Below are 23,907 nucleotides of genomic sequence, written 5' to 3' on the forward strand. Positions count from 1 at the left end.
TGCCTATCCCTGCACGTCGTTGGCCCAAGGTTCCGCCGTCAACCGTTCCGCCAGGTACTCGATCAGCGCCTGCACCCGCGCCGGCCGCCGGCGCCCCGGCGGCGTGACGATGTGCAGCGCGATCGGGTCGACCTGCCAGTCGTCCATGGCGGTTTCCAGCGCGCCCGATTGCAGGTCTTCCCAGGCCAGGAACTCCGGTTGCAGCGCCAGGCCCAGGCCGGCCTGCAGCGCGGGTGACAGGGCTTCGGCGTTGTTGACGTTCAACTGCACCGGCAACGACTGCGAGAACTCGCCGTGCTTGTCGTGGCGAAAGCGCCAGCTCGACCCGGTGCGCGCATACATGTATTGCAGCGCGGTGTGCTGGGCCAGGTCGCGCGGGTGCTTGGGCCGGCCGGCGCGCTTGAAGTAGCCGGGCGCGCCCACCAGCAGGATGCGCACCGAACACAGGCGCCGCGCCAGCAGCGTCGAGTCCACCAGATTGGAGATGCGCAGCGCCAGGTCGAAGCGTTCGGACACCAGGTCCGATTGCTTGTCGTTGAATTCGATCTCCAGGTCGACGTCGGGATGGGCCTGCATGAAGGGCGGCAGCATGGGCGCCAGGTGCGTGACGCCGAACGACATGGGCGCGGCCAGGCGGATCTTGCCGCGCAGGCTGGTGGACTTTTCCGTGACCTCGGCCTCGACCGCCTCGCCTTCTTCCAGGATGCGGGCGGCGCGCTCGAGCGCCGCGTAGCCGGATTCGGTCAGGGACATGCTGCGCGAGGTGCGGTGGAACAGCATGGTCTTCATCTTGGTTTCCAGACGCGTGATGGTCTTGGACACCGTGGCCTGGGACAGGGACAGTTCGGCCGCCGCCTTGGCGAACGAGCCCGTGTCGGCGACCTTGGCGAAGATCGCCCAGCCTTCCAGATCCGGCAGTTTGTTCATGATGATTCTCGCAAAGAAAGTGGCGTCGATGATAGCGGCTGGCTATGTGACGAACAAGAACGCCCGGGGACGGCCGGGCCGGAAACACCCGGGCCATGGGGATCATGCAAAAAATGGAAAGGATGCAATTCCCCGTTGCGGATTCTCAGGCGAAGGGCGGATCCCTAATATGCCCATACCGACAGACGACGTGAACGAAACCCCTCAAGCGGCATTCGGACACGACGGCAGCGGGGCAGGCCGGAACGGTTTGCGCAGTGCCCGAATTCACCTAGCCGCATTTCCTTGAACGATTCCTTGAAAGAGAGAGCCACCATGTCCGCCAACAAGTACCTCGAAGTCCTGACCCCGCAAAACAGCCAGATCATCTTCATCGACCAGCAGCCGCAGATGGCGTTTGGCGTGCAGTCGATCGACCGCCAGACGCTCAAGAACAACGTGGTGGGCCTGGCCAAGGCCGCGCGCACTTTCAACATCCCGACCACCATCACCACCGTCGAAACCGATGGCTTCTCGGGCAACACCTACCCCGAACTGCTGGCCGTGTTCCCCGAGAACAAGATCCTGGAGCGCACCTCGATGAACTCGTGGGACGACCAGAACGTGCGCGATGCGCTGGCTGCCAACGGCCGCAAGAAAATCGTGGTGGCGGGCCTGTGGACCGAAGTCTGCAACACCACCTTCGCCCTGTGCGCCATGCTGGAAGGCGACTACGAGATCTACATGGTGGCCGACGCCTCGGGCGGCACCTCGGCCGACGCGCACAAGTACGCGATGGACCGCATGATCCAGGCCGGCGTGGTGCCGGTGACCTGGCAGCAGGTAATGCTGGAATGGCAGCGCGATTGGGCTCGCCAGGAAACCTATGACGCCGTGACCGGCATCGCCAAGGAGCACTCGGGCGCCTACGGCATGGGCATCGACTACGCCGTCACCCACGTGCACAAGCTGGCCGAGCGCGTGACGCACGGCGAACGCATCGGCCCCAACCCGGCCAAGTAAGCCGCGTGCCTGGCCGGCGGTGGCGCTGCCACGGCCGGCCAGGTCGCCATTTTCCGATCACGGCAGGCGGCATGCTGAACGCCCCTGGCGACCCCGAGCGATCCAGGAGCGTTCCATGCCGAACAACAACACCCGTTCTCCGGGCAGCGGCTTCGCGCCGCTGCGCCAACCCGTCTTTGCCGTGCTGTGGGCGGCCACCGTGCTGGGCAACGTCGGCAGCTTCATGCGCGATGTCGCCAGCTCGTGGCTGGTGACCGACCTGTCGGCCAGTCCGGCGGCGGTGGCGCTGATCCAGACAGCGGCGACGCTGCCCATCTTCCTGCTGGCGATTCCTGCCGGCGTGCTGTCGGACATCCTGGACCGCCGGCGTTTCCTGATTTTCGTGCAGTTGCTGTTGGCGTCGGTCAGCGGCACGTTGCTGCTGTTGTCGCACTTTGGCGCTTTGACGGTGGACTACCTGATCGCGCTGACGTTCGTCGGCGGCATCGGCGCGGCGCTGATGGGGCCGACCTGGCAATCGATCGTGCCCGAGCTGGTGCCGCGCGAGGACCTCAAGGGCGCGGTGGCGCTCAATTCCCTGGGCATCAATATCGCGCGCGCCATCGGCCCGGCGGCGGGCGGCCTGATCCTGGCCAGCTTCGGCGCGGCGGTGACCTACGGCATGGACGTCTTGAGCTATGTGTTCGTGATCGCGGCCCTGCTGTGGTGGAAGCGGCCCGCCAAGGTCGATAGCGCCCTGTCGGAGAACTTCTTCGGCGCGTTCCGTGCCGGCCTGCGCTACACGCGGGCCAGCAAGGAACTGCATCGCGTGCTGCTGCGCGCCGCCGTGTTCTTCCTGTTCGCCAGCGCGGTCTGGGCATTGCTGCCGCTGGTGGCGCGGCAGATGCTGGGCAGCTCTTCCGGCTTCTACGGCGTGCTGCTCGGCGCGGTGGGCGCAGGGGCCATCGTTGGCGCCCTGGTCATGCCGAAACTGGGCGCCAAGCTCAATGCGGACGGCTTGGTGCTGCTGGCCTCGGTGGTCAGCGCGGTGGTGATGGGCGTGCTGGTGTTCGCGCCGCCCAAGTGGCTGGCGGTGCTGATGCTGGTGCTGCTGGGCATGGGCTGGATCACCGCGTTGACGACGTTCAACGGCGTGGCCCAGGCGATCCTGCCGAACTGGGTGCGCGGCCGCGGCCTGGCGGTGTACCTGATGGTGTTCAACGGCGCGATGGCGGCCGGCAGCCTGGGCTGGGGCCTGGTGGCGCGGGAGATCGGCGTGCCGTATGCGCTGGTGGTCAGCGCGGTCGGCCTGGTGGCCGTGGCGCTGCTGTTCCACCGGGCGCGGCTGCCGGTGGGCGAGGCCGACCTGCAGGCGTCGAACCACTGGCCCGAGCCGCTGGTGTCCGCGCCGGTGGCCAATGACCGCGGTCCGGTGCTGATTCAGGTCGAGTATCGCGTTCGGCAGGAGGATCGTCCCGCCTTCCTGGAAGCGATGCAGCGCCTGTCGCAGGAGCGGCTGCGCGACGGCGCCTACGCCTGGGGCGTGGTTGAGCATACCGGCGATCCGGAGCGCGTGATGGAGTGGTTCTTCGTGGAGTCGTGGGCCGAGCATCTGCGCCAGCATCACCGCGTCTCGCATGCCGACGCCGACCTGCAGGCCGAGGCGCTGCGCTTCCATATCGGCCCGGACAAGCCCGAAGTGCATCACTTCCTGGCGTTGAAGCGCTGACCGCACTGACGATTCGATAACCCGACCTGGAGTCTGCCCATGATCGAGCGCCGTCCCCTTACCACCCTGGGCCATGCCCGCCGCGGCTGGCTCGACGTGAAGCATCATTTCTCGTTCGCCAATTACCAGGATCCCGCGCGCATGCGCTGGGGGGCGCTACGAGCCTGGAACGACGAGACCATCGCGCCGGGCGCGGGCTTTCCGCCGCTGCTGCATACCGATGTGGAAATCATTACCTGCGTGCGCGAAGGCGCGCTGACGCACGAGGATGACCTGGGCAACCGCGGCCGCACGCGCGCCGGCGACGTGCAGGTCATGAGCGCGGGCAAGGGCTTGACGCACGCGGAATTCAATATGGAAGGCGGGCCCGCACGGGTGTTCCAGATCTGGCTGGAGCCGGACCGCCGCGGCGTGCCGCCTAGCTGGGGCCGCAAGTCGTTCGCCCGCGAGGCCTGCAACGGCCGCTTCGTCACGCTGGCCAGTGGCATCGAGGGCGACGACGACGCCCTGCCGATCCGCAGCGACGCGCGGCTGCTGGCCGTGGCGCTCAAGGCCGGCGAAGCCGCCACATATCGCTTTGCGCACGGACGGCGCCGTGGCTACCTGGTGTCTTCCAAGGGACGGCTGACCGTCAACGATATCGAGATCGGCAGCGGCGACGGCGCCGCCATCCTGGACGAAACCGACCTGCGCATCACCGCGCTGGATGATGCCGAGCTGCTGTTGGCCGATACCCATGCATGACCCCATCACACACGAGGACGCACATGAAGATCTATCTACTTTCCCTGGGCGCCGGCCTGCTGGTCGGCGTGGTGTACAGCCTGCTGCAGGTGCGTTCGCCCGCGCCGCCGCTGGTGGCGCTGATCGGCCTGCTCGGCATCCTGGTCGGCGAACAGATCGTGCCGGTGGGCAAGCAACTGCTGAACGGCACCGCCTTCGCCGCCGCCTGCGACAAGGAGAAGGCGGTCAGCCACGTGTTCGGCCAGCTGCCCGGCCGCCAGGCGCAGGGCAAAGACCAAAGCTGATTCCTTCCCGTCACCAAAGGAGATAATCGCATGCCGACTCGCCGCGACCTTATCGGTGCTGCCTCCACGCTTGCACTGAGCAGCCTCTTGGGCGGATGCGCCCCTGCCCGTTCCAAAGGAGAACCCCCCATGTCAAACGCCTCAAACACCACGCCCGACATCATTTTCCACAATGGCCGCATCACGACCCTGGACCGCGCCAAGCCGCTGGCCAGCGCCGTGGCGATCAAAGACGGCCGCTTCGTCGCGGTCGGCACTGACGCCGAGGTCATGGCGCTGGCCGGGCCGGCCACCCGGCGCGTCGATCTCAAGCAGCGCGGCGCCCTGCCCGGCCTGTTCGACAACCACACGCACGTGGTGCGCGGCGGCCTGAACTACAACATGGAGCTGCGCTGGGACGGCGTGCGCTCGCTGGCCGACGCCATGGCGATGCTCAAGCGCCAGGTCGCCATCACGCCGGCGCCGCAATGGGTGCGGGTGGTGGGCGGGTTCACCGAGCACCAGTTCGCCGAGAAGCGCCTGCCGACGATCGAGGAGATCAACGCCATCGCGCCCGACACGCCGGTGTTCCTGCTGCACCTGTACGACCGTGCCCTGCTCAACGGCGCCGCGCTGCGCGCGGTGGGGTACACCAAGACCACGCCCAACCCGCCGGGCGGCGAGATCATCCGCGACGCGCAGGGCAACCCGACCGGGCTGCTGCTGGCCAAGCCGAACGCGACCATCCTGTACGCCACGCTGGCCAAGGGCCCCAAACTGCCGTTCGACTACCAGGTCAATTCCACGCGTCATTTCATGCGCGAGCTGAACCGCCTGGGCGTGACCGGCGTGATCGACGCGGGGGGCGGTTTCCAGAACTACCCTGACGACTATGCCGTGATCCAGAAGCTGGCCGACGAAGGCCAGATGACGGTGCGGCTGGCCTACAACCTGTTCACGCAGAAGCCCAAGCAGGAGAAGGAAGACTTCCTCAAGTGGACCTCGAGCGTGAAGTACAAGCAGGGCACCGACTACTTCCGCCACAACGGCGCCGGCGAAATGCTGGTGTTTTCGGCCGCCGACTTCGAGGACTTCCGCGTCGAACGCCCGGACATGCCGCCGGAGATGGAAGGCGAGCTGGAGGAAGTGGTGCGCGTGCTGGTGCAGAACAAGTGGCCGTGGCGGCTGCATGCCACCTATGACGAGACCATTTCGCGCGCGCTGGATGTGTTCGAGAAGGTCAACCAGGACACGCCGCTGACCGGCCTGAACTGGTTCTTCGACCATGCGGAGACGATCTCGGACAAGTCGATCGACCGCATCGCCGCGCTGGGCGGCGGCATCGCCGTGCAGCACCGCATGGCCTACCAGGGCGAGTACTTCATCGAGCGCTACGGCGCGGCCGCGGCCGAGGCCACGCCCCCCATCGCCAAGATGCTGGATCGGGGCGTGAAGGTCTCGGCCGGCACCGACGCCACCCGGGTCGCCTCCTACAACCCGTGGGTGTCACTGTCGTGGATGGTGACGGGCAAGACCGTGGGCGGCACCCGCCTCTATCCGGCGCGCAACTGCCTGGACCGCGAGACCGCGCTGCGCATGTGGACCGAGAACGTGGCCTGGTTCGCCAACGAGGAAGGCAAGCGCGGCCGCATCCAGCCGGGCCAGTTGGCCGATTTCATCGTGCCGAGCAAGGACTATTTCCGTTGCAGCGAGGATGAGATATCGTTCCTGACGTCGGAGCTGACCGTGGTCGGCGGCCGCGTGGTCTACGGCGCGGGCGAATTCGGGCCGCTCGATGACAACCCGCTGCCGCCCGCCATGCCGGACTGGTCGCCCACGCGCCTGTTCGGCGGCTATGCCGCCTGGGGCGATCCCGACGGCGCCGGCCGCAATTCGCTGGGCTACCGCAACATGGCGGCCTGCGCTTGCGCCAGCAGCTGCGGGCTGCATGGGCATGACCACGCCAAGGCCTGGGCCTCGAACGCGCCCAGTTCCGACCTGCAGGGCTTTTTCGGCGCCCTGGGTTGTTCCTGCTGGGCAGTCTGAGGAGGCCGGCCATGAACGCGACCTTCCAATGGGAACAGCGGCTGGCCGGCCTGGCCCGGCCGTTGTTCGGTTCCCCCGCCGTGCGGTTCCTGGCCTACCTGGGCCTGTGCGCCGCCTATCTACAGGGCGGGCTGGTCAAGCTGACCGACTTTCCCGGCGCGTTGGCGGAGATGGCGCATTTTGGGCTGGCGCCGGGGCCGGTGTTCGCGGTGTTGGTGATCGTATTGGAACTGCTGGCATCCGCCATGATCCTGGTGGGGCGGTTGCGCTGGCTGGGGGCGCTGGCGCTGGCCGCCTTCACGCTGGTGGCCACGGGCATTGCGCTGCGCTATTGGGAAATGCCGGTCGGCCAGGAGCGCTTCATGGCCGCCAATGCGTTCTATGAGCATCTGGGGCTGGCGGGGGGATTGCTGCTGGTGGCGTGGCTGGATTTGCGCGAGCCGCATACGGACGACTCGCTGCATTGAGCCAGCAAGCAGACTGATATCGGAAATCCTATAACGCCCTCGTCTCGAGGGCGTATTCATTTATGGACCGTGCATCTGCGGTAGCATTCGTTCGCTCGTTAAATACCGACCATCTTTCTGAACGCCTCGCCGGGAATCCCAAGGGGATATTCGGCCCTGCCCTCAACAAAGACATGATAACGATGAAAAGAACGGCGCAATTCCCCGGATTCACTTTTACGACATCACGCGTTTTGCGCTCGTCACGCGCGATACCGGCCAAGCTGCGTCAGTTGACCGCGGCCTTGTTTGCCTGCGGCATTGGCGGCACATTATTGCTCAACCCCCTGCTGGCGAGCGCGATCATTATCGGACCCAGCGGCGCGACGATTGCCGTCCCCGATCCGGCGTCCTTTGGCCCGGGGGATATCGAGTTTCAAGGCGGCACGCTCGAGGTTACGGCCGACTCCGCCTTCATGCCCTCCTATGATGATCAGCAGTTGTTGGTGGGATCTGCCGGCGGCACGCTGGCGGTCGCGAACGGCAAGACGCTGGAATTGAATACGGGCATTCGCGTGCAGGATGGTGTTTTTCGCTTTGGCAATGCTGCCAATGCCGGAACGATTGTGGTGGGTAACCTGCCTTGGGCCCAAGTATCTCGCACATCGGAAATCCATTTCGACGCCGGCACGGTGAGAAATACCGCCGGCACATATGGCATAGGCCCGCTCCTGTACGGCGCCCAGACGGTTTCGATTGCCGCGGGGGCCACGCTGGATCTGAACGGTGGTTCAGCGACATTCCGGAATCTGCAGGGCGCCGGCCAACTCGAGATGGGCTCGGGAGCTCTGTCTGTCATGGTGCTCGAGGGCAATTTCTCTGGCGCGATTGGCGGCTCCCGGCAGTTGGAGAAAACCGGCACTGGCACGCTGGTGCTCAGCGGAATCAATACCTATACGGGGGGTACGCGCATCGATCAGGGCGGCGTGCTGAGCGTTTCCCGTGATGCCAATCTGGGGAATGCCAGCGGCAGTGTCTACATCAACGGGGAAACGTCAAAACTCCAGGTAACCGGGACGACTTTTACGCAGACCGGGCGCAGCATTCAGCTGGGCCCCCTTGGGGGCGTTATCGAGATAGTGGATGCCGCCAATCGCCTTGCTCTTACCGGCGCCGTCAGCGGGACTGGGAGTCTGGCCAAGACCGGCGCGGGCACGCTCGTGCTTGCCAACAGTGGCAATAGCTATCGCGATACGTACGTCTGGGGCGGCACGCTGGAGGGCAGTACCGAGACGCTCCGTGGCGATATCCTGAATACCGCGACGGTGGTGTTCGACCAACATGGCGACGGAACCTTCGCTGGCAATATCACCGGCTCCGGAAGGATCGTCAAAACGGGCGCCGGCATGTTGCGCTTGAGCAACCAGAACTCCGCGCAACAGTGGAAGATACAGCAAGGGGGGGTCATCTTCTCGGCCAATTACATTGGCTTGTTGCCGATAGAGATCGACGCTGGCGCGACCATGGTCTATGACACCAATGACCTGGGTGCCTATCACGGCCCATTGAGCGGCAGCGGCCTGTTCAGCAAGCGGGGATCCGGAGAGGTGCTGCTGTATGGCGACAGCTCCGCCTTCGCGGGCCACACACGCGTGGAGGCCGGCAGACTGGTGGTCATGCGGGAAGCCTTTCTGGGCGGCACGCTCGAGATCGCCAACGGCGCCACGCTGGAAGGACAGGGCACCGTGGGCACGACAACCATCGCCGCGGGTGGTGCGGTTGAAACGGGTTGGCAATATCGCACCCTGACCGTGCAAGGCGACCTGACCATGCAGCCCGGCTCGATATTTCGCGTGAAGGCCTATCCGGCGCCCACGTCCACCACCAGCGACCGTATCGTAGTCCGGGGAACCGCCAATCTCGGCGGTTCGGTGGTGCACGTCGGGCCTGCGGGCAATTTCTTGCCGGCCCAGGTCTATACGATCCTGACCGCTGACCGGATCAATGGCACCTTCGAGCAAGCGACTTCGGATTACGCGTATCTCGATCCGACGCTGGGCTACACGGACAAGGCCGTAACGCTGCGCCTGGAGCGGCGCGCTGGCGGCTTCGCCAGTGCGGCCCAGACCGGCAACCAGCGCAATGTCGCTGAAGCGCTGGAGCGGCTGCCGGACGCCAATCCGTTGCGTCAGTACGTATTGACCTTGCCGACCGGCGCGCCGGCCGGGGTCTTCGACAATCTGTCGGGCGAGGCCCATGCCAGCGTGGTGTCCAGCCTGGCAGCCTCCGGCACCGGAGTGCGCAACGTCTCGTTCAAGCATCTGCGCGCCAATATGGGCGCGGGCCTGCTGCCCGGGGCACCGACGGCGCAGGCAGGGTCGGATCTGCCTATGTCGGCCTTGCCGTCATCAGCCGCCCGGCCCGCCTGGGCGGAGGTGGTCGGCAGTTGGCAAACCTTCAACGGCGATGGCAATGCAAGCCGGGTCACGCAGAATACGGGTGGTGTCTTCGTCGGCGCGGATGGCGCCGTCGGTGGCGGATGGCGGGTGGGGGGCGCACTGGGCTTCACCGATGGCCGCATCAAGGTGGACGACCGTGCATCCAAGGCCAGTGTAAGCGGTTACACCGCCCTGCTCTACGGCGGGCGTAGCGTGGCCGCCGGCGCTGGAAAACTGAACCTGCTGCTGGGCGCTGCGTATACGTGGAACGATATCGGCACGGAACGCCAGGTCGTCGTGGCCGGCGCCGGCCAGAAGCTTACCGCCGACTATGGCGCGGGCAATAGCCAATTGTTTACCGAACTGGGCTATGCCATGGCCGCCGGTCAACGCAGCCAGATCGAACCGTTCGTGGGGCTGGCGTGGAGCAATCTGCGCACGAAAGGCTTTACGGAGTCCGGCGGGTCGGCTGCCCTGACCGGGCAGAAGGACAGCACCACGTTGACCACAAGCTCTCTCGGGCTACGTGGCATGACGGATTTTTCGCTGGGCAAGGCCGAGGGCAGGTTGGTGGCGGCCGGCGGATGGCGCCGCGCCTTCGGCGATCTGAACCCCGATGCTCGTCTGGCGTTCGATGGTGGCCAGGTTTTCACCGTGGCCGGCACGCCGATTGCCCGTAACGTCGGATTTGGCGAGGTGAGCCTGGATCTGGCCGTTTCGCGGTCGGCGAGCGTGACGCTCGCCTACAGCGGCCAATTCGGCGCGGGCAACCGCGATCACAGCGGCTCCCTGGGCGTGCGCTGGCGCTACTGACCGGGTCGTGGCAAGGCAGGGGGGCCCCCCTCTGCCTTGCCAGCCTCTTTACCGCCCCGGCCGCGCCTTCAGGTCCGCCATTTCCTCCTGCATCAACTGGTGCGCATAGCGCGAGAACACGCTCACCAGCCGGGTGCGGGTATGGTACGGCGGGTACAGCAGCGCCACCGTGACCGGCACCGCCGGGCTGAAGGGGCGGACCTCGACGCCGTTGGCCTCGTATTCCTCGCGCGCGGCCAGCGGATTGATCAGCGCCACGCCCAGGCCGGCGCCGACCAGAGCACAGACGGATGAACCCAGGCCGGCCTCGGCCACCGTCTGGCGCTCGACCTTGGCGGCCTTGAAGACCGCGTCGATCTTTTCGCGCAGCGGCGTGGCGCTGGGGAAGGCGATGAAGGGTTCGCCGGCGAAATCGGCGGGCTTGAGCTTTTTCAGCTTGGTCAGCCGGTGGCCCTTGGGCAGCACCGCCACGCAGTTCATGGTCAGCACCGGCTCGACCTGGATGCCGGGGCTGTCGCCCGACAGCATGGCCAGGCCGGTGTCGCAGAAGCCCGAGCTGATCCAGTTGTGCACGGCGCTGGCGTTGCCGGAATGGATCGAGACCATGACGTCCGGGTATTCGGTCTTGAACGCGGCCACGATGCGCGCCAGCAGGCCGCCGGCCAGGCGCGGCATGGCCGCCACGCTCAGGCGGCTGGCGCTGAACGAGCGGATGCTGGCCGCCGCCGATTCCAGGCCGGCCAGGCCGATGAAGGTTTTTTCAACCTCTTGAAAGAAGCGCGACCCATCCTGCGTGGGGGTCAGGCGGCTGCCATTGCGATCGAACAGGGGAAACTGGGTGATTGCTTCCAATTGCGCGATTAAGCGGCTAACGTGCGGCTGCGAGGTATGCACTCGGCGCGCCGCCGCCGTCATGGATCCGGTCATCATGACGGCCCGGAAAGCCTCGATGTGTCGCAAGCCCATTCGTGTAATGGCCATATCAAATCCGTATAGAGGAATACCCGATTGGAACTGGATAAAACCATAACGCTAGTTGATACTTTTTGCCAGCCGCGGGGCTCATCGCGGGACGCGGCGGGCCGCCTGCAATCCGGCACCGCTGTTCGTGAACATAAACACGCGCCGCACGATCGGCGCCAAGGGAATACGATGAAAGCACTTGCCGCGATTTCGGTCGCCGCCGCCCTGTTCGGCAGCGCCGCCGCCCACGCCGAAGGCCCCAGCCGCCTGGACAAGATCCGCGATACCGGCGTGATCACCATCGGCCATCCCGAGACCTCGGTGCCGTTCGCCTACCTGGACGGCAACCAGAAGCCGATCGGCTATACGGTCGAGATCTGCCAGGAAATCGCCCAGCACATCAAGACCGCCCTCAAGCTGCCCAAGCTGGACGTGCGCTACAACCCGACCACGTCGGCCACGCGCATCCCGCTGCTGGCCAACGGCACCATCGACCTGGAGTGTGGCAACACCACCAACAACCTGGAACGCCACAAGCTGGTGTCGTTCGCGCCCACCACGTTCGTGGCGCAGGTGGTGCTGGTGGCGCGCAAGGATGGCGGCGTCGATCCCAACAACCTGGCGTCGTTCCGTGGCAAGACCATCGCCGCGCAGGCCGGCGGCCAGACCTTCAAGCTGATCTCGCGCCTGAACGCCGAGGGCAACCTGGGCATCACCATGGCGCCCACCAAGGATACGGCGGAAACGCTGCTGATGGTGGAATCCGGACGCGCCGCCGGGTCGGCCAACGATGACGGCATCGCCTATGGCGTGGTGGCCTCGTCCAAGAATCCCGACGCCTTCGTGATCGGCACCAAGGGCCTGGAACTGGCGCCCTACGGCATCATGCAGCCCAAGGACGACCCGGCCTTCAAGAAGGTGGTGGACGACGCCGTGCTCGACATGATGAAGAGCGGCCGCGTCGCCGCGATCTACGACAAGTACTTCAATTCGCCGATCCCGCCCAAGCAGATCAACCTGAAGTACCCGATGAGCGACGCGCTCAAGCGCGCGCTGGCGCATCCGACCGACTCCGGCGATCCCAAGGCCTACGAGTAAGCCGGCATGCCGCGGCGCTCCATGACGGGGCCGCCGCGGCGCCGCGCGATCCAGGGCGCCGCCCGCCGGCGCCTTTTTCTTTCGTTGTCCACAGGTCCTGAAGCATGAACTACAACTGGAGCTGGAGCATCTTCCTGGAGATGTCGCCCGACGGCGTGCATACCTTCCTGGAGACGATCCTGATCGGCGTGGGCTGGACCCTGGCGCTGGCCCTGACGGCATGGGTGTTTTCGCTGTTGCTGGGGTCGTGCCTGGGCGTGATGCGCACCGCCTCGTCGCGCCTGGCCAATGCCATCGGCGCGACCTATGTCGAGATTTTCCGCAATGTGCCGCTGCTGGTGCAGATGTTCCTGTGGTATTTCGTGCTGCCCGAGCTGTTGCCGCACGCCTGGGGCCTGGCGATGAAGCAGATGCCGCAGCCCTGGGGCCAATTCCTGCCGGCGGTGCTGTGCCTGGGCTTCTATGGCTCGGCGCGGGTGGCCGAGCAGCTGCGCGCGGGCATCCAGTCACTGCCGCGCGGCCAGTTCCAGGCGGGCACGGCGCTGGGCCTGACCGAGACGCAGGTGTACCGCTACATCATCCTGCCCGAGGCCTATCGCATTGTGCTGCCGCCCCTGACTTCGGAGTTCATGGGCACGATCAAGTATTCGTCGGTGGCGCTGACCATCGGCCTGCTGGAGCTGACCGGGCAGACCCGCTCGATGGCGGAGTTCAGCTTCCATATCTTCGAAGCCTTCACGGCCGCGACCGTGATCTACCTGATCCTGAACGGCATCGTGGTGCTGGGCATGCGCCTGCTTGAACGCCATGTGGCGGTCCCCGGCCTGATCGGCGCGGCGGCCAAGAACGGGCGCTAGGAATCGACATGGGCAAATTCGATTTCGACGTCATCGGCAGCGCGCTGCCGTACCTGTTCCAGACCGGCATGACGTTCACGCTGACCCTGACGCTGCTGGCGGCGGTGATGGGGCTGGCGCTGGGCACGGTGCTGGCCATGATGCGGCTGTCGCGCTTCCGGATCCTGTCGGTGCCGGCGGGCATCTACGTGAACGTGATGCGTTCGGTGCCGCTGCTGCTGGTGATCTTCTGGTTCTACTTCCTGGTGCCCTATATCGCCGCCTGGATCGTGGGTTCGCCCACGCCGCTGCGGGTGGGGGCCTTCAATTCGGCGGTGGTGACCTTCACGCTGTTCGAGGCCGCGTACTTCTGCGAGATCATGCGCGCCGGCATCCAGTCGATCTCGCGCGGCCAGGTCTCGGCCAGCATGGCGCTGGGCCTGAACCACTGGCAGGGCATGCGCTACGTGATCCTGCCGCAGGCCATCCGCAACATGGTGCCGGCGCTGCTGACGCGGGTCATCATCCTGTTCCAGGACACTTCGCTGGTGTACGTGCTGTCGCTGACCGACTTCCTGGGCGCGGCGTCCAAGATCGGCCAGCGCGACGGCCGGCTGGTGGAACTCTATCTCTTCGTGGCGGTGGTGTATTTCGTGATCTGCTTCACGGCATCCCGTCTGGTCAAACGGCTGGAAAAGCGCGTGCGGGTGCTGCGCTAGGCGCCCAGGTTATCCACAGGTCCAACGATGCAACTCTCTTCGAAACCCCCGATGATCGAGATCAAGCAGGTCAGCAAGTGGTATGGCGACTTCCAGGTGCTGGATGACTGCTCCACCACCGTTGGCCGGGGCGAGGTCGTGGTGGTGTGCGGTCCGTCAGGCTCGGGCAAATCGACCTTGATCAAGACCGTCAACGCGCTCGAACCCTTCCAGAAGGGCGAGATCGTGGTCAACGGCATCCAGGTGGGCGATCCGCGCACCAACCTGCCCAAGCTGCGTTCGGTGGCCGGCATGGTGTTCCAGCACTTCGAGCTGTTCCCGCACCTGTCGGTGACCGAGAACCTGTGCCTGGGCCAGGTCAAGGTGCTCAAGCGCGGCAAGGACGAGGCCCGCGCCCGCGCGCTGGCACTGCTGGAGCGGGTCGGCCTGTCGGCGCACAAGGACAAGCATCCGGGCGAGTTGTCCGGCGGCCAGCAGCAGCGCGTGGCGATCGCCCGCGCCCTGTCGATGGACCCGGTGGTGATGCTGTTCGACGAACCGACCTCGGCGCTGGACCCGGAGATGGTCAACGAAGTGCTGGACGTGATGACCGACCTGGCCGGCGAAGGCATGACCATGATGGTGGTGACCCATGAAATGGGATTCGCCCGCCGCGTCGCCGACCGGGTGATTTTCATGGACGGCGGCAAGATCGTCGAGGACTGCCCGAAGGCGGCGTTCTTCGACGATGTCGAGGCGCGCGCGCCGCGCACGCGCCAGTTTCTTTCCAAAATTCTGCAGCACTGATCGTTATGACCCAGCGGATTTCCGTCGACTCTTCCAGCGCACTCGTCGACCTGCGCAGCGACACGGTGACCCACCCCACCGCCGCCATGTACGAGCGCATGCGCACCGCCCCGATCGGTGACGACGGGCTCGACGGCGACCCCAGCGTGCGCGCGCTGGAGGCCCACGTGGCGGCGCGCCTGGGCAAGGAAGCCGGACTGTTCGTGCCCAGCTGCACCATGGCCAACCTGCTGGCCGTGCTGGCGCAGACCCAGCGCAACGAGCAGGTGGTGCTGGAGTCCGCCGCGCACATGTACACGTCCGAGCGCGGCGCCGCCACCTTCACCGGCCTGTTCTACCAGGGCGTGCCGGGCACCGATGGCGCCATGGACCTGAACCGCCTGGAAGACGCGATGCAATCCGGCGGCCATAAGCTCAAGACCGCGCTGGTGGCGATGGAAACCTCGCACAACAACGCCGGTGGCGCGGTGCTGCCGCTGGACCACATGCAGGCGGTCCATGGCATGGCGCAGGCCTGCGGCGTGCCGGTACACCTGGACGGCGCGCGTCTGTTCAACGCAGCCGTCGCGCTGGGCGTGGCGCCGGCCGAGATAACACGCCACGCCGACACGGTGTCGCTGTGCCTGTCCAAAGGGCTGAGCGCGCCGGTGGGCGCGGTGCTGACCGGCACGCGCCCGGTGATGGCGCGCGCCCGCATGCTGCGCCGCATGTTGGGCGGCACCCAGCGGCAGGCCGGCATCATGGCCGCGGCCGGGCTGGAAGGCGTGCAGACCATGGGCGACCGGCTGGTCGAAGACCACGCGCGCGCCCGTCGCCTGAGCGACGGCCTGAACCGCCTGGACCCGTCCTTGTCGGCGACGGTGCCGCAGACCAACATCGTGCAGGTCGAAACCGCCGATACCGGCATGACCAATGCCCATTGGGTCACGGCGCTGGAAAGCGCGGGGCTGCTGACGCGTCCGTGGGGCCGCACGCGGTTGCGCTGCGTGACTCACCGCCATATCGACGACGAGGATATCGACCGCGCCATCGAGGCCTTCAAAAAGGTGCTGGCAAGCCGCTGAATCGGCGGTTTTCGGGGGCGGGCGATGCGATAATGCAGGGATGTCCGCTACCCACCTCTCCAAGAAAGATTATCTCTGCGCGCTGGCGGTAGTGGTGATCTGGGGCCTGAACTTCGTCGTCATGAAGATCGGCCTCAAAGGCCTCTCGCCCATGATGCTGGGGGCCTTGCGATTCGCCCTGGCGGCGTTCCCCCTCATCCTCTTCGTACGGCCGCCGCGCCTGCCGTGGCGCTGGATCGCGGCCTACGGGCTGGTGCAGGGCCTGGGCCAGTTCGGCCTGCTGTTCACGGCCCTCAAGTTCGGCATGCCGGCGGGCATGGCCTCGCTGGTGATCCAGACCCAGGCGTTCTTCACCTTGTTGCTGGCCGCGCCGATGCTGCGCGAGCGCGCCCGGCCGCATCACTGGGCCGGGCTGGCGGTGGCCGCGCTGGGCCTGGCGGTGATTGCCGCCGGCCGGGGCGAAGGGCCGGGGCAGATGACCATGGTGGGTTTCGTGCTGACGCTGGGCGCCGCGTTCATGTGGGCGGTGTCCAATATCATCGTGCGGCTGGCCAGCCGCAAGGCGCCCGGCTACGATCCATTCGCCTTCATCGCCTGGAGCAGCGCCGCGCCGGTGCTGCCCTTCCTGGCGCTGGCGGTGATGGCCGACGGCTGGGACGCGGTGGCGGCCATGATCCTGGGCATCGGCTGGGGCGAGGCGCTGTCGGTGCTGTACCTGGCGGTGCTGGCCACCTTGCTGGCGTATACGCTGTGGACGCAGCTGCTGACGCGCCATCCGGCCGCCAAGATCGCGCCATTCTCGCTGCTGGTGCCGGTGGTGGGCCTGTGGGCCGCGTCGGCGGCCTTCGACGAGCACCTGCGGCCGCTGCAATGGGCGGGCGCGGGCTGCGTGCTGGCGGGCCTGGTCATCAACCAGGTCGGCGGGCGCTGGCTGCGCAACCGCTGACGGCGTTGCGCGGGTCCCCTGCCGCGCCCCACGCGGCGGTCCTCATTCTTTCTCGCTCCGTCATTTGGATGAGCGGCGCGTCCGTCGCGGCGCGCTACAGCTGTTCGAAATGCGCGTAGCGCTTGTCGGTGTATTCGCGGCGCGTGACCATTTCGGTGACCTCGGCCCCTGGCGGGCCGCGCCGCAACCATTCCAGCATGTGGTCCACCTGGTCGGGCGTGCCCTGCACCAGGGCTTCGACCGTGCCATCCAGCATGTTCTGCACCCAGCCGCGCGCGCCCAGCAGGTGCGCGCGCCTGACGGCCGCGTGGCGATAGCCCACGCCTTGCACGGTGCCGCTGACGGTGACATGGACGGTTTCTATATGGGTGTCTTGCATTGAAATTCCTTCGGATGATGCGCCGCGGCGCGCCGGTGCATTAGACGCTTCCGGCTACAGCGGATGATCGATAGGCCCCCCGGGCATCGAAGCGATACGTTAGAGCACATGTCAAAACGTGCCAACGGGAACGCCCGCAAGCAAAGCTTGGAGAAGCCATTATGGAAGAGACCAGTTTGTTGTCGGAAGCAGAAACAGCGCGCTACAGGGAACAGGGCTACCTGGCTCTGCAAGATATGTGCCCACAGGACGAGGTGGGCTATATCCGGCGCACGCTGCTGGAATTGTTCGCGAACAAGACCGGCTACAACGAGGGGGCGCAATACGACTTCATCAGCCGCGACGACCCGTCCAAGCCGGCCAAGTTTCCCAGTCTGCACGATCCGCGCCATTATGCCCCGGGCCTGCTGAAGACCGCCTATCACGAGCGCACGCTGGAGCTGGCGCGCCAGTTGCTGGGCGAGGACGCCGCGCTGTATGGCGAGCACGCGTTGCTCAAGCCGGCGCTGGTCGGGCCCGAGACGCCGTGGCACCAGGACGAGGCATTCCGTTCGCCGGATTTCGTCTACAACGAGTTGAGCATCTGGCTGGCGCTGCAACCGGCGACGCTGGAGAACGGCTGCATGCAGTTCATTCCGGGATCGAACAAGGGCGAGGTGCTGGAGCATCGGTCGCCCGGCGGCGACAAGACGCTGCATCCGCTGGAATGCTGCGCTGACTTTCCGCGCGACCAGGCGGTGCCCGAGCCGCTGCAACCCGGCGGCTGCACCGTGCACGATGCGCGCACGCTGCATTTCACCGGCGCAAACACCTCGCCGCAGCCGCGCCTGGCGTACATCCTGATCTACAACACGCCGCCGGTCTACAAGCCGGGGCGGCGCGAATTTCCGTGGCTCGAAGGCCGCTGGACCGACAGCCAGACCCGCAAGAAGGAATGGCATCGCCGCGGCGGCCTGGCGGTGGACGTGATGCGGCGCCTGCCGGGGGCGCGCCTGACCAGCCCGCGCTGGGTGGCGTGGGCCACGATAAGGGCGGTAAGCAAGGTCTGGCCGAGGTAGCGGTCGGCACACAGTGGCCGTGAAAGCGGTCGCGACGAATGGGGGACACGGGGCCGGCAAGGGGCGCTTGCCGGCCCCGGCGCGTATACTGGGCGGCGCCGCGGGGCCCTGGCGCCCGGCGTGGACGGCGGGCGCCCTGGTCGGCGCAGCGGGTTCGCGCGGGGCCGGTCGCCGCGCAATCGCGTTCCACTTTCCCCAGAAAAACAACCATGACCGCTGACCTCTCCACGATCACCTGCATCGAAGACCTGCGCGCGATTGCGCGCAAGCGCGTGCCGCGCATGTTCTACGACTACGCCGATTCGGGCGCCTGGACGGAAGGCACGTACCGCGCCAACGAAAGCGATTTCCAGAAGATCAAGCTGCGCCAGCGCGTGGCGGTGAACATGGAAGGCCGCTCGCTGCGCACCACGCTGGTGGGCCAGGAGGCGGTGATGCCGCTGGCGATTTCGCCGACGGGCCTGACCGGCATGCAGCACGCCGATGGCGAGATCCTGGCGGCCAAGGCGGCGGCCGATTTCGGCGTGCCGTTCACGCTGTCGACCATGAGCATCTGCTCGCTGGAAGACGTGGCCGCGGCCACCGGCAAGCCGTTCTGGTTCCAGCTCTACGTGATGCGCGACCGCGAATTCGTCGGCGACCTGATCGACCGCGCCAAGGCCGCTGGCTGCTCGGCACTGGTGCTGACGCTGGACCTGCAGATCCTGGGGCAGCGCCACAAGGACATCAAGAACGGGCTGTCGACGCCGCCCAAGCCGACGATCCGCAATCTGATCAACCTGGCGACCAAGCCGCGCTGGTGCCTGGGCATGCTGGGCACCAAGCGCCGCACGTTCGGCAACATCGTCGGCCACGCCAAGGGCGTGAGCGACCTGTCGTCGCTGTCGTCGTGGACGGCCGAGCAGTTCGATCCGCGGTTGAGCTGGGACGATGTGGAATGGATCAAGCAGCGTTGGGGCGGCAAGCTGATCATCAAGGGCATCCTGGATGTCGAGGATGCGCAGCTGGCGGCCAACAGCGGCGCGGATGCGCTGATCGTCAGCAACCACGGCGGGCGCCAGCTCGATGGCGCGATGTCCTCGATCGCGGCGCTGCCGTCGATCGCGGATGCGGTGGGGTCGAAGATCGAAGTGTGGATGGATGGGGGCGTGCGCTCGGGGCAGGACATCCTCAAGGCGGTGGCGCTGGGCGCGCGCGGCGCGATGATCGGGCGGGCGTTCCTTTACGGCCTGGGCGCATATGGGCAGGCGGGCGTCAAGCGCGTGCTGGAGATCCTGTACAAGGAAATGGATACGACAATGGCGCTTTGCGGGCGGCGCAATATCGAAGTCGGGGATCGGAGCATTCTGCTGCCAGGGACTTATCCCGTTTGAGGGTTTCTCTGATCGGCTGGAAGCCGGTGGGTCGCTGTTGCGGCTTGCCGGCTTTTTGCTTTTTGCTTGCGGGGGTTGTGCTTCGTAGGTCGGCCGGCGCGGCGAGGGGCGGGCGGGGCGCGCCTACGATTGCGGTCCGGAGCCTTCGCTCCGGACTGCCCCATCGTCATCCTCGTTGCCGCCTGCGGCGGCTGCCTACGGATTCCCTCGGGCGCATCTACACGGCGCGCCCCGCCCGCCCCTCGCCGCGCCGGCCTGCATATGTCGAGAGTTGAGGCGTTGTTGGAGCGGAGGGGGCATGAAGAGTGTGTGTTGCCCGTCATGGTCGGCTGCGCGGGCAGCCGGCCATGACTTACGCGATGTCTTGTAGTGGCGCGATGTGCGCTGCGCGACGTTGACGCGGGGCTGGGTTGGCCCGGCCCGGCCTTGGGTGGGAAGAGGGGCGGTGTGGCTGGTCGTTTCAGTCGCGGTTGCCGGTGCCGAGGAATTGGCTGGGGCGCCTTAGCGCCGGGTCGAAGGGGTTGAGTTGGGCGCTGATGCCGGCGGCTTCGCGGCGCAGGATTTCGACGATCAGGGGCAGGCGTTCGTCGCTGATGCGTTCGACGGGGGCGGCGATGCTGAGGGCGGCGACGGTGACGCCGTTGGGATCGTGCACGGGAACGGCCAGGCCGGCGATGTTGGGGAAGATGCCCTGGCCCTTGCTGCGGGCGTATTGGAGTTCCTGGCATTCCTTGATGCCGGCGCGCATGGTGATTTCGTCGACGAAACCGAGGTGGTGCAGGCGCGGGATGTTGAAGCGCAGGACTTCCTCGCGTTCGGCTTCGGGCAGGTTGGCCAGCAGCAGCAGGCCGCCCTGGCCCAGGCCGAGCGGGACGCGGCCGCCGATGTCGCCGGTGTGCGAGCGGACCGGGAAGGCGCCGTCGATGCGGTCCAGGCAGACGGCGTCGAAGCCGCTGCGCACCAGCAGGAAGAGGGTGTCGTTGAGCATGCCGCTCAGGCGCAGCATGGCGGGGCGGTAGATCGCGCGTAGGGTCGATTGGTGGTTGCCGGCGTTGGCGGCGAGCGAGAAGAAGGCGACGCTGAGCTGGTAGCCCTTGCTCTGCGCGGGCTGTTCGACCATGCCTTCCTGCACCAGGCCTTGCAATACGCGGTGGACGGTGGCCTGGGCCTGGCCGGTGCGGGCGGCGATGTCGGTCAGGCGCAGTTTTTCACCCTTGGCGTCGGACAGGGCGCGCAGCACGGCGAAGGCGCGTTGCAGGACGCCCTGGGCGCCGGCGTCGTCGGCGGCTTCTGATTTCTTCATTGATCAATTCCGATAATCAAAATATACGGCTGTATTTTTATCAGGAAATTCAGTCAGACGGAAATAATAAGTAGAAAATTCGATTATTCGGAAAACCCTAATTGACCGGCCTTTTCGGCCGCTCCTAGACTGCCCTGCATCGATTGCAACGCGGGCTGGTCCCGCGCAGCGCTCCTCACCGGGCACGGGGTTTGGAATATGTCATTTCTGCGGCTGGACAACGTCTCCAAGAACTACGGCGACCTGCGGGTGGTCTCGGACCTGAACCTGGCGGTCGAGAAAGGGGAATTCGTGTCCTTGCTGGGACCCTCGGGCTGCGGCAAGACCACCACGCTGCAGATGATCGCGGGCTTTGCCGATGTGACGCGCGGCAGCATCACGCTCGATGGCCGCGACATCACCCATGCCAAGCCGAACACGCGCGGGCTGGGCATCGTGTTCCAGAGCTATGCGCTGTTTCCGCACCTGACGGTGGCGGACAACGTCGCATTTGGCCTGAAGATGCGCAAGGTCGAGCGCGCCGAGCGCCAGGCGCGGGTGCGCGAGGCGCTGGCGCTGGTGAAGCTGGACAAGCATGCCGACCGCTTTCCGCGTGAACTGTCGGGCGGGCAGCGCCAGCGGGTGGCGCTGGCGCGCGCGCTGGTGATCCGGCCGCCGGTGCTGCTGCTGGACGAACCGCTGTCGAACCTGGACGCCAAGCTGCGCGAGGACATGCAGTTCGAGCTGCGCAGCATCCAGAAGCAGATCGGCACCACCACCGTGATGGTGACGCACGACCAGGCCGAGGCGCTGTCGATCAGCGACCGCGTGGTGGTGATGCAGGACGGCCGCGCCACGCAGGTGGATGCGCCCTACCGCATGTACGAGCATCCGCAGAGCGAGTTCATCTCGCGTTTCGTCGGCAAGACCAACCTGCTGCCGGGCCGCGTGACGCGCTGCGGCACGCAGGCCGAGGTGGAGACCGGTGCGCTGCGCGTGCTGGTCGACGGCGCGGGCCTGCGCCACGGCGACAGTGTGCAGTTGTCGCTGCGACCGGAGAAGCTGGTGCCGGTGCCGGCGGGCCAGGGCAAGCTGTCCTGTGTGGTCAGCACCCGCTACTTCCTGGGCAGCCAGTGGATGTACGGGCTGGATTCGCCGGTGGGGGCGCTGACGGTGCTCACGCCCAACGACGGCCGCCGGCCGCACGACGATGGCGAACAGATCGGCCTGGACTGGGCCGAGGGCGTGCTGCGCGTGCTGCCCGTCGCGGCCGTTGCCGAAGAGGCCTGACATGGCGACGCTGACCCAACCCGGCGCCGCCAGCGCGCCCAAGCCGCGCACCGACGGCCTGCTGGCCATCCTCGGTTCGATTCCGCTGGCGATCGTGTTCCTGACGCTGGTGCTGACGCCGCTGGCGTTGACGCTGGTGCTGTCGTTCCGCCCGTTCGACTACAGCGCGGGCATCCTGCCCGGGCACACCTTCGAACACTACCTGGCGGTGGTGACCGACGGCTATTTCCTGGAGATCTTCTGGCGCACGTTCTGGATCGCGGGCGTGACCACGCTGATCTGCGTGCTGATCGGCGCGCCCGAGGCCTACATCCTGTCGCGCATGGGCAAGCCGTGGCGTTCGATCTTCCTGCTGGTGGTGCTGTCGCCGCTCTTGATCTCGCTGGTGGTGCGCGCCTTCGGCTGGAGCATGCTGCTGGGGCCGGGCGGGGCCATCGGCCGCGCGGCCGCGGCGCTGGGCCTGGGGCCGCTGCTGTACACGCCCACCGCGGTCATCATCGGCCTGGTGCATGTGATGCTGCCGTTCATGGTGATCCCGGTGTGGACCTCGCTGCAGAAGCTGGACCCGACCGTGGAGCATGCGGCGCTGTCGCTCAATGCGTCGCGCTTGCAGACGCTGCTGCGCATCGTGCTGCCGCAGGCCATGCCGGGCATCCTGTCGGGCAGCCTGATCGTGTTCGGGCTGTCGGCCAGTTCGTTCGCGATTCCCGCGCTGCTGGGCGGACGCCGCCTGAAGATGGTGGCCACGGTGGTCTACGACGAATTCCTGACCGAACTGAACTGGCCACTGGGCGCGGCCATCGCCATCGTGCTGCTGGTGGTCAACGTCGTCATCATGATGGCGTACAACCGCGTGGTGGAACGTTCCTACCGGCGCAGCCTGGGTTGAGCGAGGACAGCGATCATGCAGAAAAACGGTCCCTTCGCCCTGCTCTTCAATGCCCTGGTGGTGCTGTTCGTGCTGGCGCCGCTGGCCATCGTGTGCCTGGTGGCGTTCACCCCCGAGTCGACGCTGACGGTGCCGACCACGCAGTTTTCGCTGCGCTGGTTCCACGCGGTGTTCGAGCATCCCAATTTCATGCAGGCGTTCAAGAACAGCCTGTGGCTGGCGTTCCTGTCGGCCAGCATCGCCGTGTGCCTGGCGTTGCCGGCGGCCATCGCCATTACGCGCTACCGCTTTCCGGGGCGCGATGCGCTCAACGGCCTGTTTCTGTCGCCGCTGATGATCCCGCACCTGGTGCTGGGCGTGGCGCTGCTGCGCTTTTTCGCGCTGATGGGCACCACCGGCAGCTTCGGCTGGCTGGTGTTCAGCCACGTGGTGGTGATCACGCCGTATGTGATGCGGCTGGTGATCGGCGCGCTGGTGGGCTTTGACCGCTCGGTCGAGCACGCCGCGCTGTCGCTGGGCGCGAGCCGCGCCACGGTGTTTTTCCAGGTGACGCTGCCACTCATCGTTCCGGGCGTGTCGGGCGGCTGGCTGCTGGCCTTCATCAACAGTTTCGACGAGTTGACCATGTCGGTGTTCATCACCGCGCCCTCGACCATCACGCTGCCGGTGCGCATGTACATGTACGCCACCGAGTCGATCGATCCGATGATGGCCGCCGTGTCGGCGCTGGTGATCGGCCTGACCGCGGTGACCATGCTGCTGCTGGACCGCGTCTACGGCCTGGACCGCGTGCTGGTGGGACAGAAATGACGATCAAGCCGGGTACGCAACAGGAGA

22 protein-coding genes are annotated in these 23,907 nt (G+C 66.5%); 18 read left to right on the forward strand and 4 right to left on the reverse strand.

The window, feature by feature from the left end:
- Positions 1-3: 3 nt before the first annotated feature.
- Complete coding sequence (locus tag ACVN9Z_RS07155; RefSeq protein WP_054441291.1) at positions 4-927, reverse strand: LysR family transcriptional regulator; 924 nt, start codon at positions 925-927, stop codon at positions 4-6.
- 315 nt (positions 928-1,242) lie between these two features.
- Between ACVN9Z_RS07155 and ACVN9Z_RS07160 the strand changes: the two genes are divergently transcribed.
- The 7 genes from ACVN9Z_RS07160 (at position 1,243) to ACVN9Z_RS07190 (ending at position 10,387) form a co-directional block, all read left to right on the forward strand.
- Positions 1,243-1,929 (forward strand): hydrolase, encoded by a 687-nt coding sequence (locus ACVN9Z_RS07160; protein ID WP_006389532.1) that lies wholly within the window; start codon positions 1,243-1,245, stop codon positions 1,927-1,929.
- A 115-nt stretch (positions 1,930-2,044) separates the two neighbouring features.
- Complete coding sequence (locus tag ACVN9Z_RS07165) at positions 2,045-3,637, forward strand: MFS transporter (RefSeq protein ID WP_458213272.1); 1,593 nt, start codon at positions 2,045-2,047, stop codon at positions 3,635-3,637.
- A 39-nt stretch (positions 3,638-3,676) separates the two neighbouring features.
- Complete coding sequence (locus ACVN9Z_RS07170) at positions 3,677-4,381, forward strand: pirin family protein (RefSeq protein WP_458213273.1); 705 nt, start codon at positions 3,677-3,679, stop codon at positions 4,379-4,381.
- 23 nt (positions 4,382-4,404) lie between these two features.
- A complete protein-coding gene (locus tag ACVN9Z_RS07175) occupies positions 4,405-4,665 on the forward strand; it encodes a XapX domain-containing protein (protein WP_054498119.1) in 261 nt (86 codons plus the stop codon).
- 129 nt (positions 4,666-4,794) lie between these two features.
- The gene (locus ACVN9Z_RS07180) at positions 4,795-6,690 is read left to right on the forward strand and encodes an amidohydrolase (RefSeq protein WP_054441285.1); all 1,896 of its coding nucleotides are present in this window, start codon (positions 4,795-4,797) and stop codon (positions 6,688-6,690) included.
- Positions 6,691-6,701: 11 nt separating this feature from the next.
- Positions 6,702-7,157 carry a DoxX family protein gene (locus ACVN9Z_RS07185; protein ID WP_053499064.1) on the forward strand — a complete coding sequence of 152 codons (456 nt, stop codon included), beginning with the start codon at positions 6,702-6,704 and terminating at the stop codon, positions 7,155-7,157.
- 62 nt (positions 7,158-7,219) lie between these two features.
- Positions 7,220-10,387 carry an autotransporter domain-containing protein gene (locus tag ACVN9Z_RS07190; RefSeq protein WP_458213274.1) on the forward strand — a complete coding sequence of 1,056 codons (3,168 nt, stop codon included), beginning with the start codon at positions 7,220-7,222 and terminating at the stop codon, positions 10,385-10,387.
- Positions 10,388-10,435: 48 nt separating this feature from the next.
- On the opposite strand, the gene ACVN9Z_RS07195 is transcribed toward ACVN9Z_RS07190, so the two are convergent.
- A complete protein-coding gene (locus tag ACVN9Z_RS07195; RefSeq protein ID WP_006389526.1) occupies positions 10,436-11,368 on the reverse strand; it encodes a LysR substrate-binding domain-containing protein in 933 nt (310 codons plus the stop codon).
- A 171-nt stretch (positions 11,369-11,539) separates the two neighbouring features.
- Here ACVN9Z_RS07195 and ACVN9Z_RS07200 point away from each other — a divergent pair, with 171 nt between their 5' ends.
- The 6 genes from ACVN9Z_RS07200 (at position 11,540) to ACVN9Z_RS07225 (ending at position 16,799) form a co-directional block, all read left to right on the forward strand.
- Positions 11,540-12,448, forward strand: a complete 909-nt coding sequence (locus ACVN9Z_RS07200) for an amino acid ABC transporter substrate-binding protein (protein WP_458213275.1) — start codon at positions 11,540-11,542, stop codon at positions 12,446-12,448.
- 104 nt (positions 12,449-12,552) lie between these two features.
- On the forward strand, positions 12,553-13,305 hold the full coding sequence (locus ACVN9Z_RS07205; RefSeq protein WP_020925762.1) for an amino acid ABC transporter permease: 753 nt from the start codon (positions 12,553-12,555) through the stop codon (positions 13,303-13,305).
- A gap of 8 nt (positions 13,306-13,313) precedes the next feature.
- Positions 13,314-14,003: an amino acid ABC transporter permease gene (locus tag ACVN9Z_RS07210; protein WP_049070337.1), complete on the forward strand. Its 690-nt coding sequence runs from the start codon at positions 13,314-13,316 to the stop codon at positions 14,001-14,003.
- A 51-nt stretch (positions 14,004-14,054) separates the two neighbouring features.
- Positions 14,055-14,789 carry an amino acid ABC transporter ATP-binding protein gene (locus ACVN9Z_RS07215; protein ID WP_006389522.1) on the forward strand — a complete coding sequence of 245 codons (735 nt, stop codon included), beginning with the start codon at positions 14,055-14,057 and terminating at the stop codon, positions 14,787-14,789.
- Between the two features lie 5 nt (positions 14,790-14,794).
- On the forward strand, positions 14,795-15,853 hold the full coding sequence (locus ACVN9Z_RS07220) for a threonine aldolase family protein (protein ID WP_006389521.1): 1,059 nt from the start codon (positions 14,795-14,797) through the stop codon (positions 15,851-15,853).
- 40 nt (positions 15,854-15,893) lie between these two features.
- Positions 15,894-16,799 carry an EamA family transporter gene (locus tag ACVN9Z_RS07225; protein WP_006389520.1) on the forward strand — a complete coding sequence of 302 codons (906 nt, stop codon included), beginning with the start codon at positions 15,894-15,896 and terminating at the stop codon, positions 16,797-16,799.
- 94 nt (positions 16,800-16,893) lie between these two features.
- Here ACVN9Z_RS07225 and ACVN9Z_RS07230 read toward each other — a convergent pair whose 3' ends face one another.
- Positions 16,894-17,178 carry an acylphosphatase gene (locus tag ACVN9Z_RS07230; protein WP_006389519.1) on the reverse strand — a complete coding sequence of 95 codons (285 nt, stop codon included), beginning with the start codon at positions 17,176-17,178 and terminating at the stop codon, positions 16,894-16,896.
- A gap of 161 nt (positions 17,179-17,339) precedes the next feature.
- Here ACVN9Z_RS07230 and ACVN9Z_RS07235 point away from each other — a divergent pair, with 161 nt between their 5' ends.
- Both ACVN9Z_RS07235 and ACVN9Z_RS07240 read left to right on the forward strand, forming a co-directional pair.
- Complete coding sequence (locus ACVN9Z_RS07235) at positions 17,340-18,236, forward strand: phytanoyl-CoA dioxygenase family protein (RefSeq protein WP_047992363.1); 897 nt, start codon at positions 17,340-17,342, stop codon at positions 18,234-18,236.
- A gap of 209 nt (positions 18,237-18,445) precedes the next feature.
- Entirely contained in the window at positions 18,446-19,609 is a 1,164-nt protein-coding gene (locus ACVN9Z_RS07240) for an alpha-hydroxy acid oxidase (RefSeq protein ID WP_006389517.1), read from the forward strand.
- Between the two features lie 460 nt (positions 19,610-20,069).
- Here the strand turns inward: ACVN9Z_RS07240 and ACVN9Z_RS07245 are convergent, their stop codons facing one another.
- A complete protein-coding gene (locus ACVN9Z_RS07245; RefSeq protein ID WP_458213276.1) occupies positions 20,070-20,912 on the reverse strand; it encodes an IclR family transcriptional regulator in 843 nt (280 codons plus the stop codon).
- A gap of 198 nt (positions 20,913-21,110) precedes the next feature.
- Between ACVN9Z_RS07245 and ACVN9Z_RS07250 the strand changes: the two genes are divergently transcribed.
- From ACVN9Z_RS07250 to ACVN9Z_RS07260, 3 genes are read left to right on the forward strand one after another with little or no spacing between them, the layout of a single operon-like run.
- A complete protein-coding gene (locus ACVN9Z_RS07250; RefSeq protein ID WP_006389515.1) occupies positions 21,111-22,181 on the forward strand; it encodes an ABC transporter ATP-binding protein in 1,071 nt (356 codons plus the stop codon).
- Between the two features lies 1 nt (position 22,182).
- Entirely contained in the window at positions 22,183-23,070 is an 888-nt protein-coding gene (locus ACVN9Z_RS07255; RefSeq protein WP_049070352.1) for an ABC transporter permease, read from the forward strand.
- A 15-nt stretch (positions 23,071-23,085) separates the two neighbouring features.
- Entirely contained in the window at positions 23,086-23,880 is a 795-nt protein-coding gene (locus ACVN9Z_RS07260) for an ABC transporter permease (protein ID WP_049053182.1), read from the forward strand.
- Positions 23,881-23,907: the final 27 nt, after the last annotated feature.

It is taken from the genome of Achromobacter sp. KK8 (assembly GCF_054188005.1).

Coding starts and splice junctions, on each gene's coding strand:
- ACVN9Z_RS07155 (WP_054441291.1), bottom strand. CDS start 927: ATGAACAAACTGCCGGATCTGGAAGGCTGGGCGATCTTCGCCAAGGTC.
- ACVN9Z_RS07160 (WP_006389532.1), top strand. CDS start 1,243: ATGTCCGCCAACAAGTACCTCGAAGTCCTGACCCCGCAAAACAGCCAG.
- ACVN9Z_RS07165 (WP_458213272.1), top strand. CDS start 2,045: ATGCCGAACAACAACACCCGTTCTCCGGGCAGCGGCTTCGCGCCGCTG.
- ACVN9Z_RS07170 (WP_458213273.1), top strand. CDS start 3,677: ATGATCGAGCGCCGTCCCCTTACCACCCTGGGCCATGCCCGCCGCGGC.
- ACVN9Z_RS07175 (WP_054498119.1), top strand. CDS start 4,405: ATGAAGATCTATCTACTTTCCCTGGGCGCCGGCCTGCTGGTCGGCGTG.
- ACVN9Z_RS07180 (WP_054441285.1), top strand. CDS start 4,795: ATGTCAAACGCCTCAAACACCACGCCCGACATCATTTTCCACAATGGC.
- ACVN9Z_RS07185 (WP_053499064.1), top strand. CDS start 6,702: ATGAACGCGACCTTCCAATGGGAACAGCGGCTGGCCGGCCTGGCCCGG.
- ACVN9Z_RS07190 (WP_458213274.1), top strand. CDS start 7,220: ATGGACCGTGCATCTGCGGTAGCATTCGTTCGCTCGTTAAATACCGAC.
- ACVN9Z_RS07195 (WP_006389526.1), bottom strand. CDS start 11,368: ATGGCCATTACACGAATGGGCTTGCGACACATCGAGGCTTTCCGGGCC.
- ACVN9Z_RS07200 (WP_458213275.1), top strand. CDS start 11,540: ATGAAAGCACTTGCCGCGATTTCGGTCGCCGCCGCCCTGTTCGGCAGC.
- ACVN9Z_RS07205 (WP_020925762.1), top strand. CDS start 12,553: ATGAACTACAACTGGAGCTGGAGCATCTTCCTGGAGATGTCGCCCGAC.
- ACVN9Z_RS07210 (WP_049070337.1), top strand. CDS start 13,314: ATGGGCAAATTCGATTTCGACGTCATCGGCAGCGCGCTGCCGTACCTG.
- ACVN9Z_RS07215 (WP_006389522.1), top strand. CDS start 14,055: ATGATCGAGATCAAGCAGGTCAGCAAGTGGTATGGCGACTTCCAGGTG.
- ACVN9Z_RS07220 (WP_006389521.1), top strand. CDS start 14,795: ATGACCCAGCGGATTTCCGTCGACTCTTCCAGCGCACTCGTCGACCTG.
- ACVN9Z_RS07225 (WP_006389520.1), top strand. CDS start 15,894: ATGTCCGCTACCCACCTCTCCAAGAAAGATTATCTCTGCGCGCTGGCG.
- ACVN9Z_RS07230 (WP_006389519.1), bottom strand. CDS start 17,178: ATGCAAGACACCCATATAGAAACCGTCCATGTCACCGTCAGCGGCACC.
- ACVN9Z_RS07235 (WP_047992363.1), top strand. CDS start 17,340: ATGGAAGAGACCAGTTTGTTGTCGGAAGCAGAAACAGCGCGCTACAGG.
- ACVN9Z_RS07240 (WP_006389517.1), top strand. CDS start 18,446: ATGACCGCTGACCTCTCCACGATCACCTGCATCGAAGACCTGCGCGCG.
- ACVN9Z_RS07245 (WP_458213276.1), bottom strand. CDS start 20,912: ATGAAGAAATCAGAAGCCGCCGACGACGCCGGCGCCCAGGGCGTCCTG.
- ACVN9Z_RS07250 (WP_006389515.1), top strand. CDS start 21,111: ATGTCATTTCTGCGGCTGGACAACGTCTCCAAGAACTACGGCGACCTG.
- ACVN9Z_RS07255 (WP_049070352.1), top strand. CDS start 22,183: ATGGCGACGCTGACCCAACCCGGCGCCGCCAGCGCGCCCAAGCCGCGC.
- ACVN9Z_RS07260 (WP_049053182.1), top strand. CDS start 23,086: ATGCAGAAAAACGGTCCCTTCGCCCTGCTCTTCAATGCCCTGGTGGTG.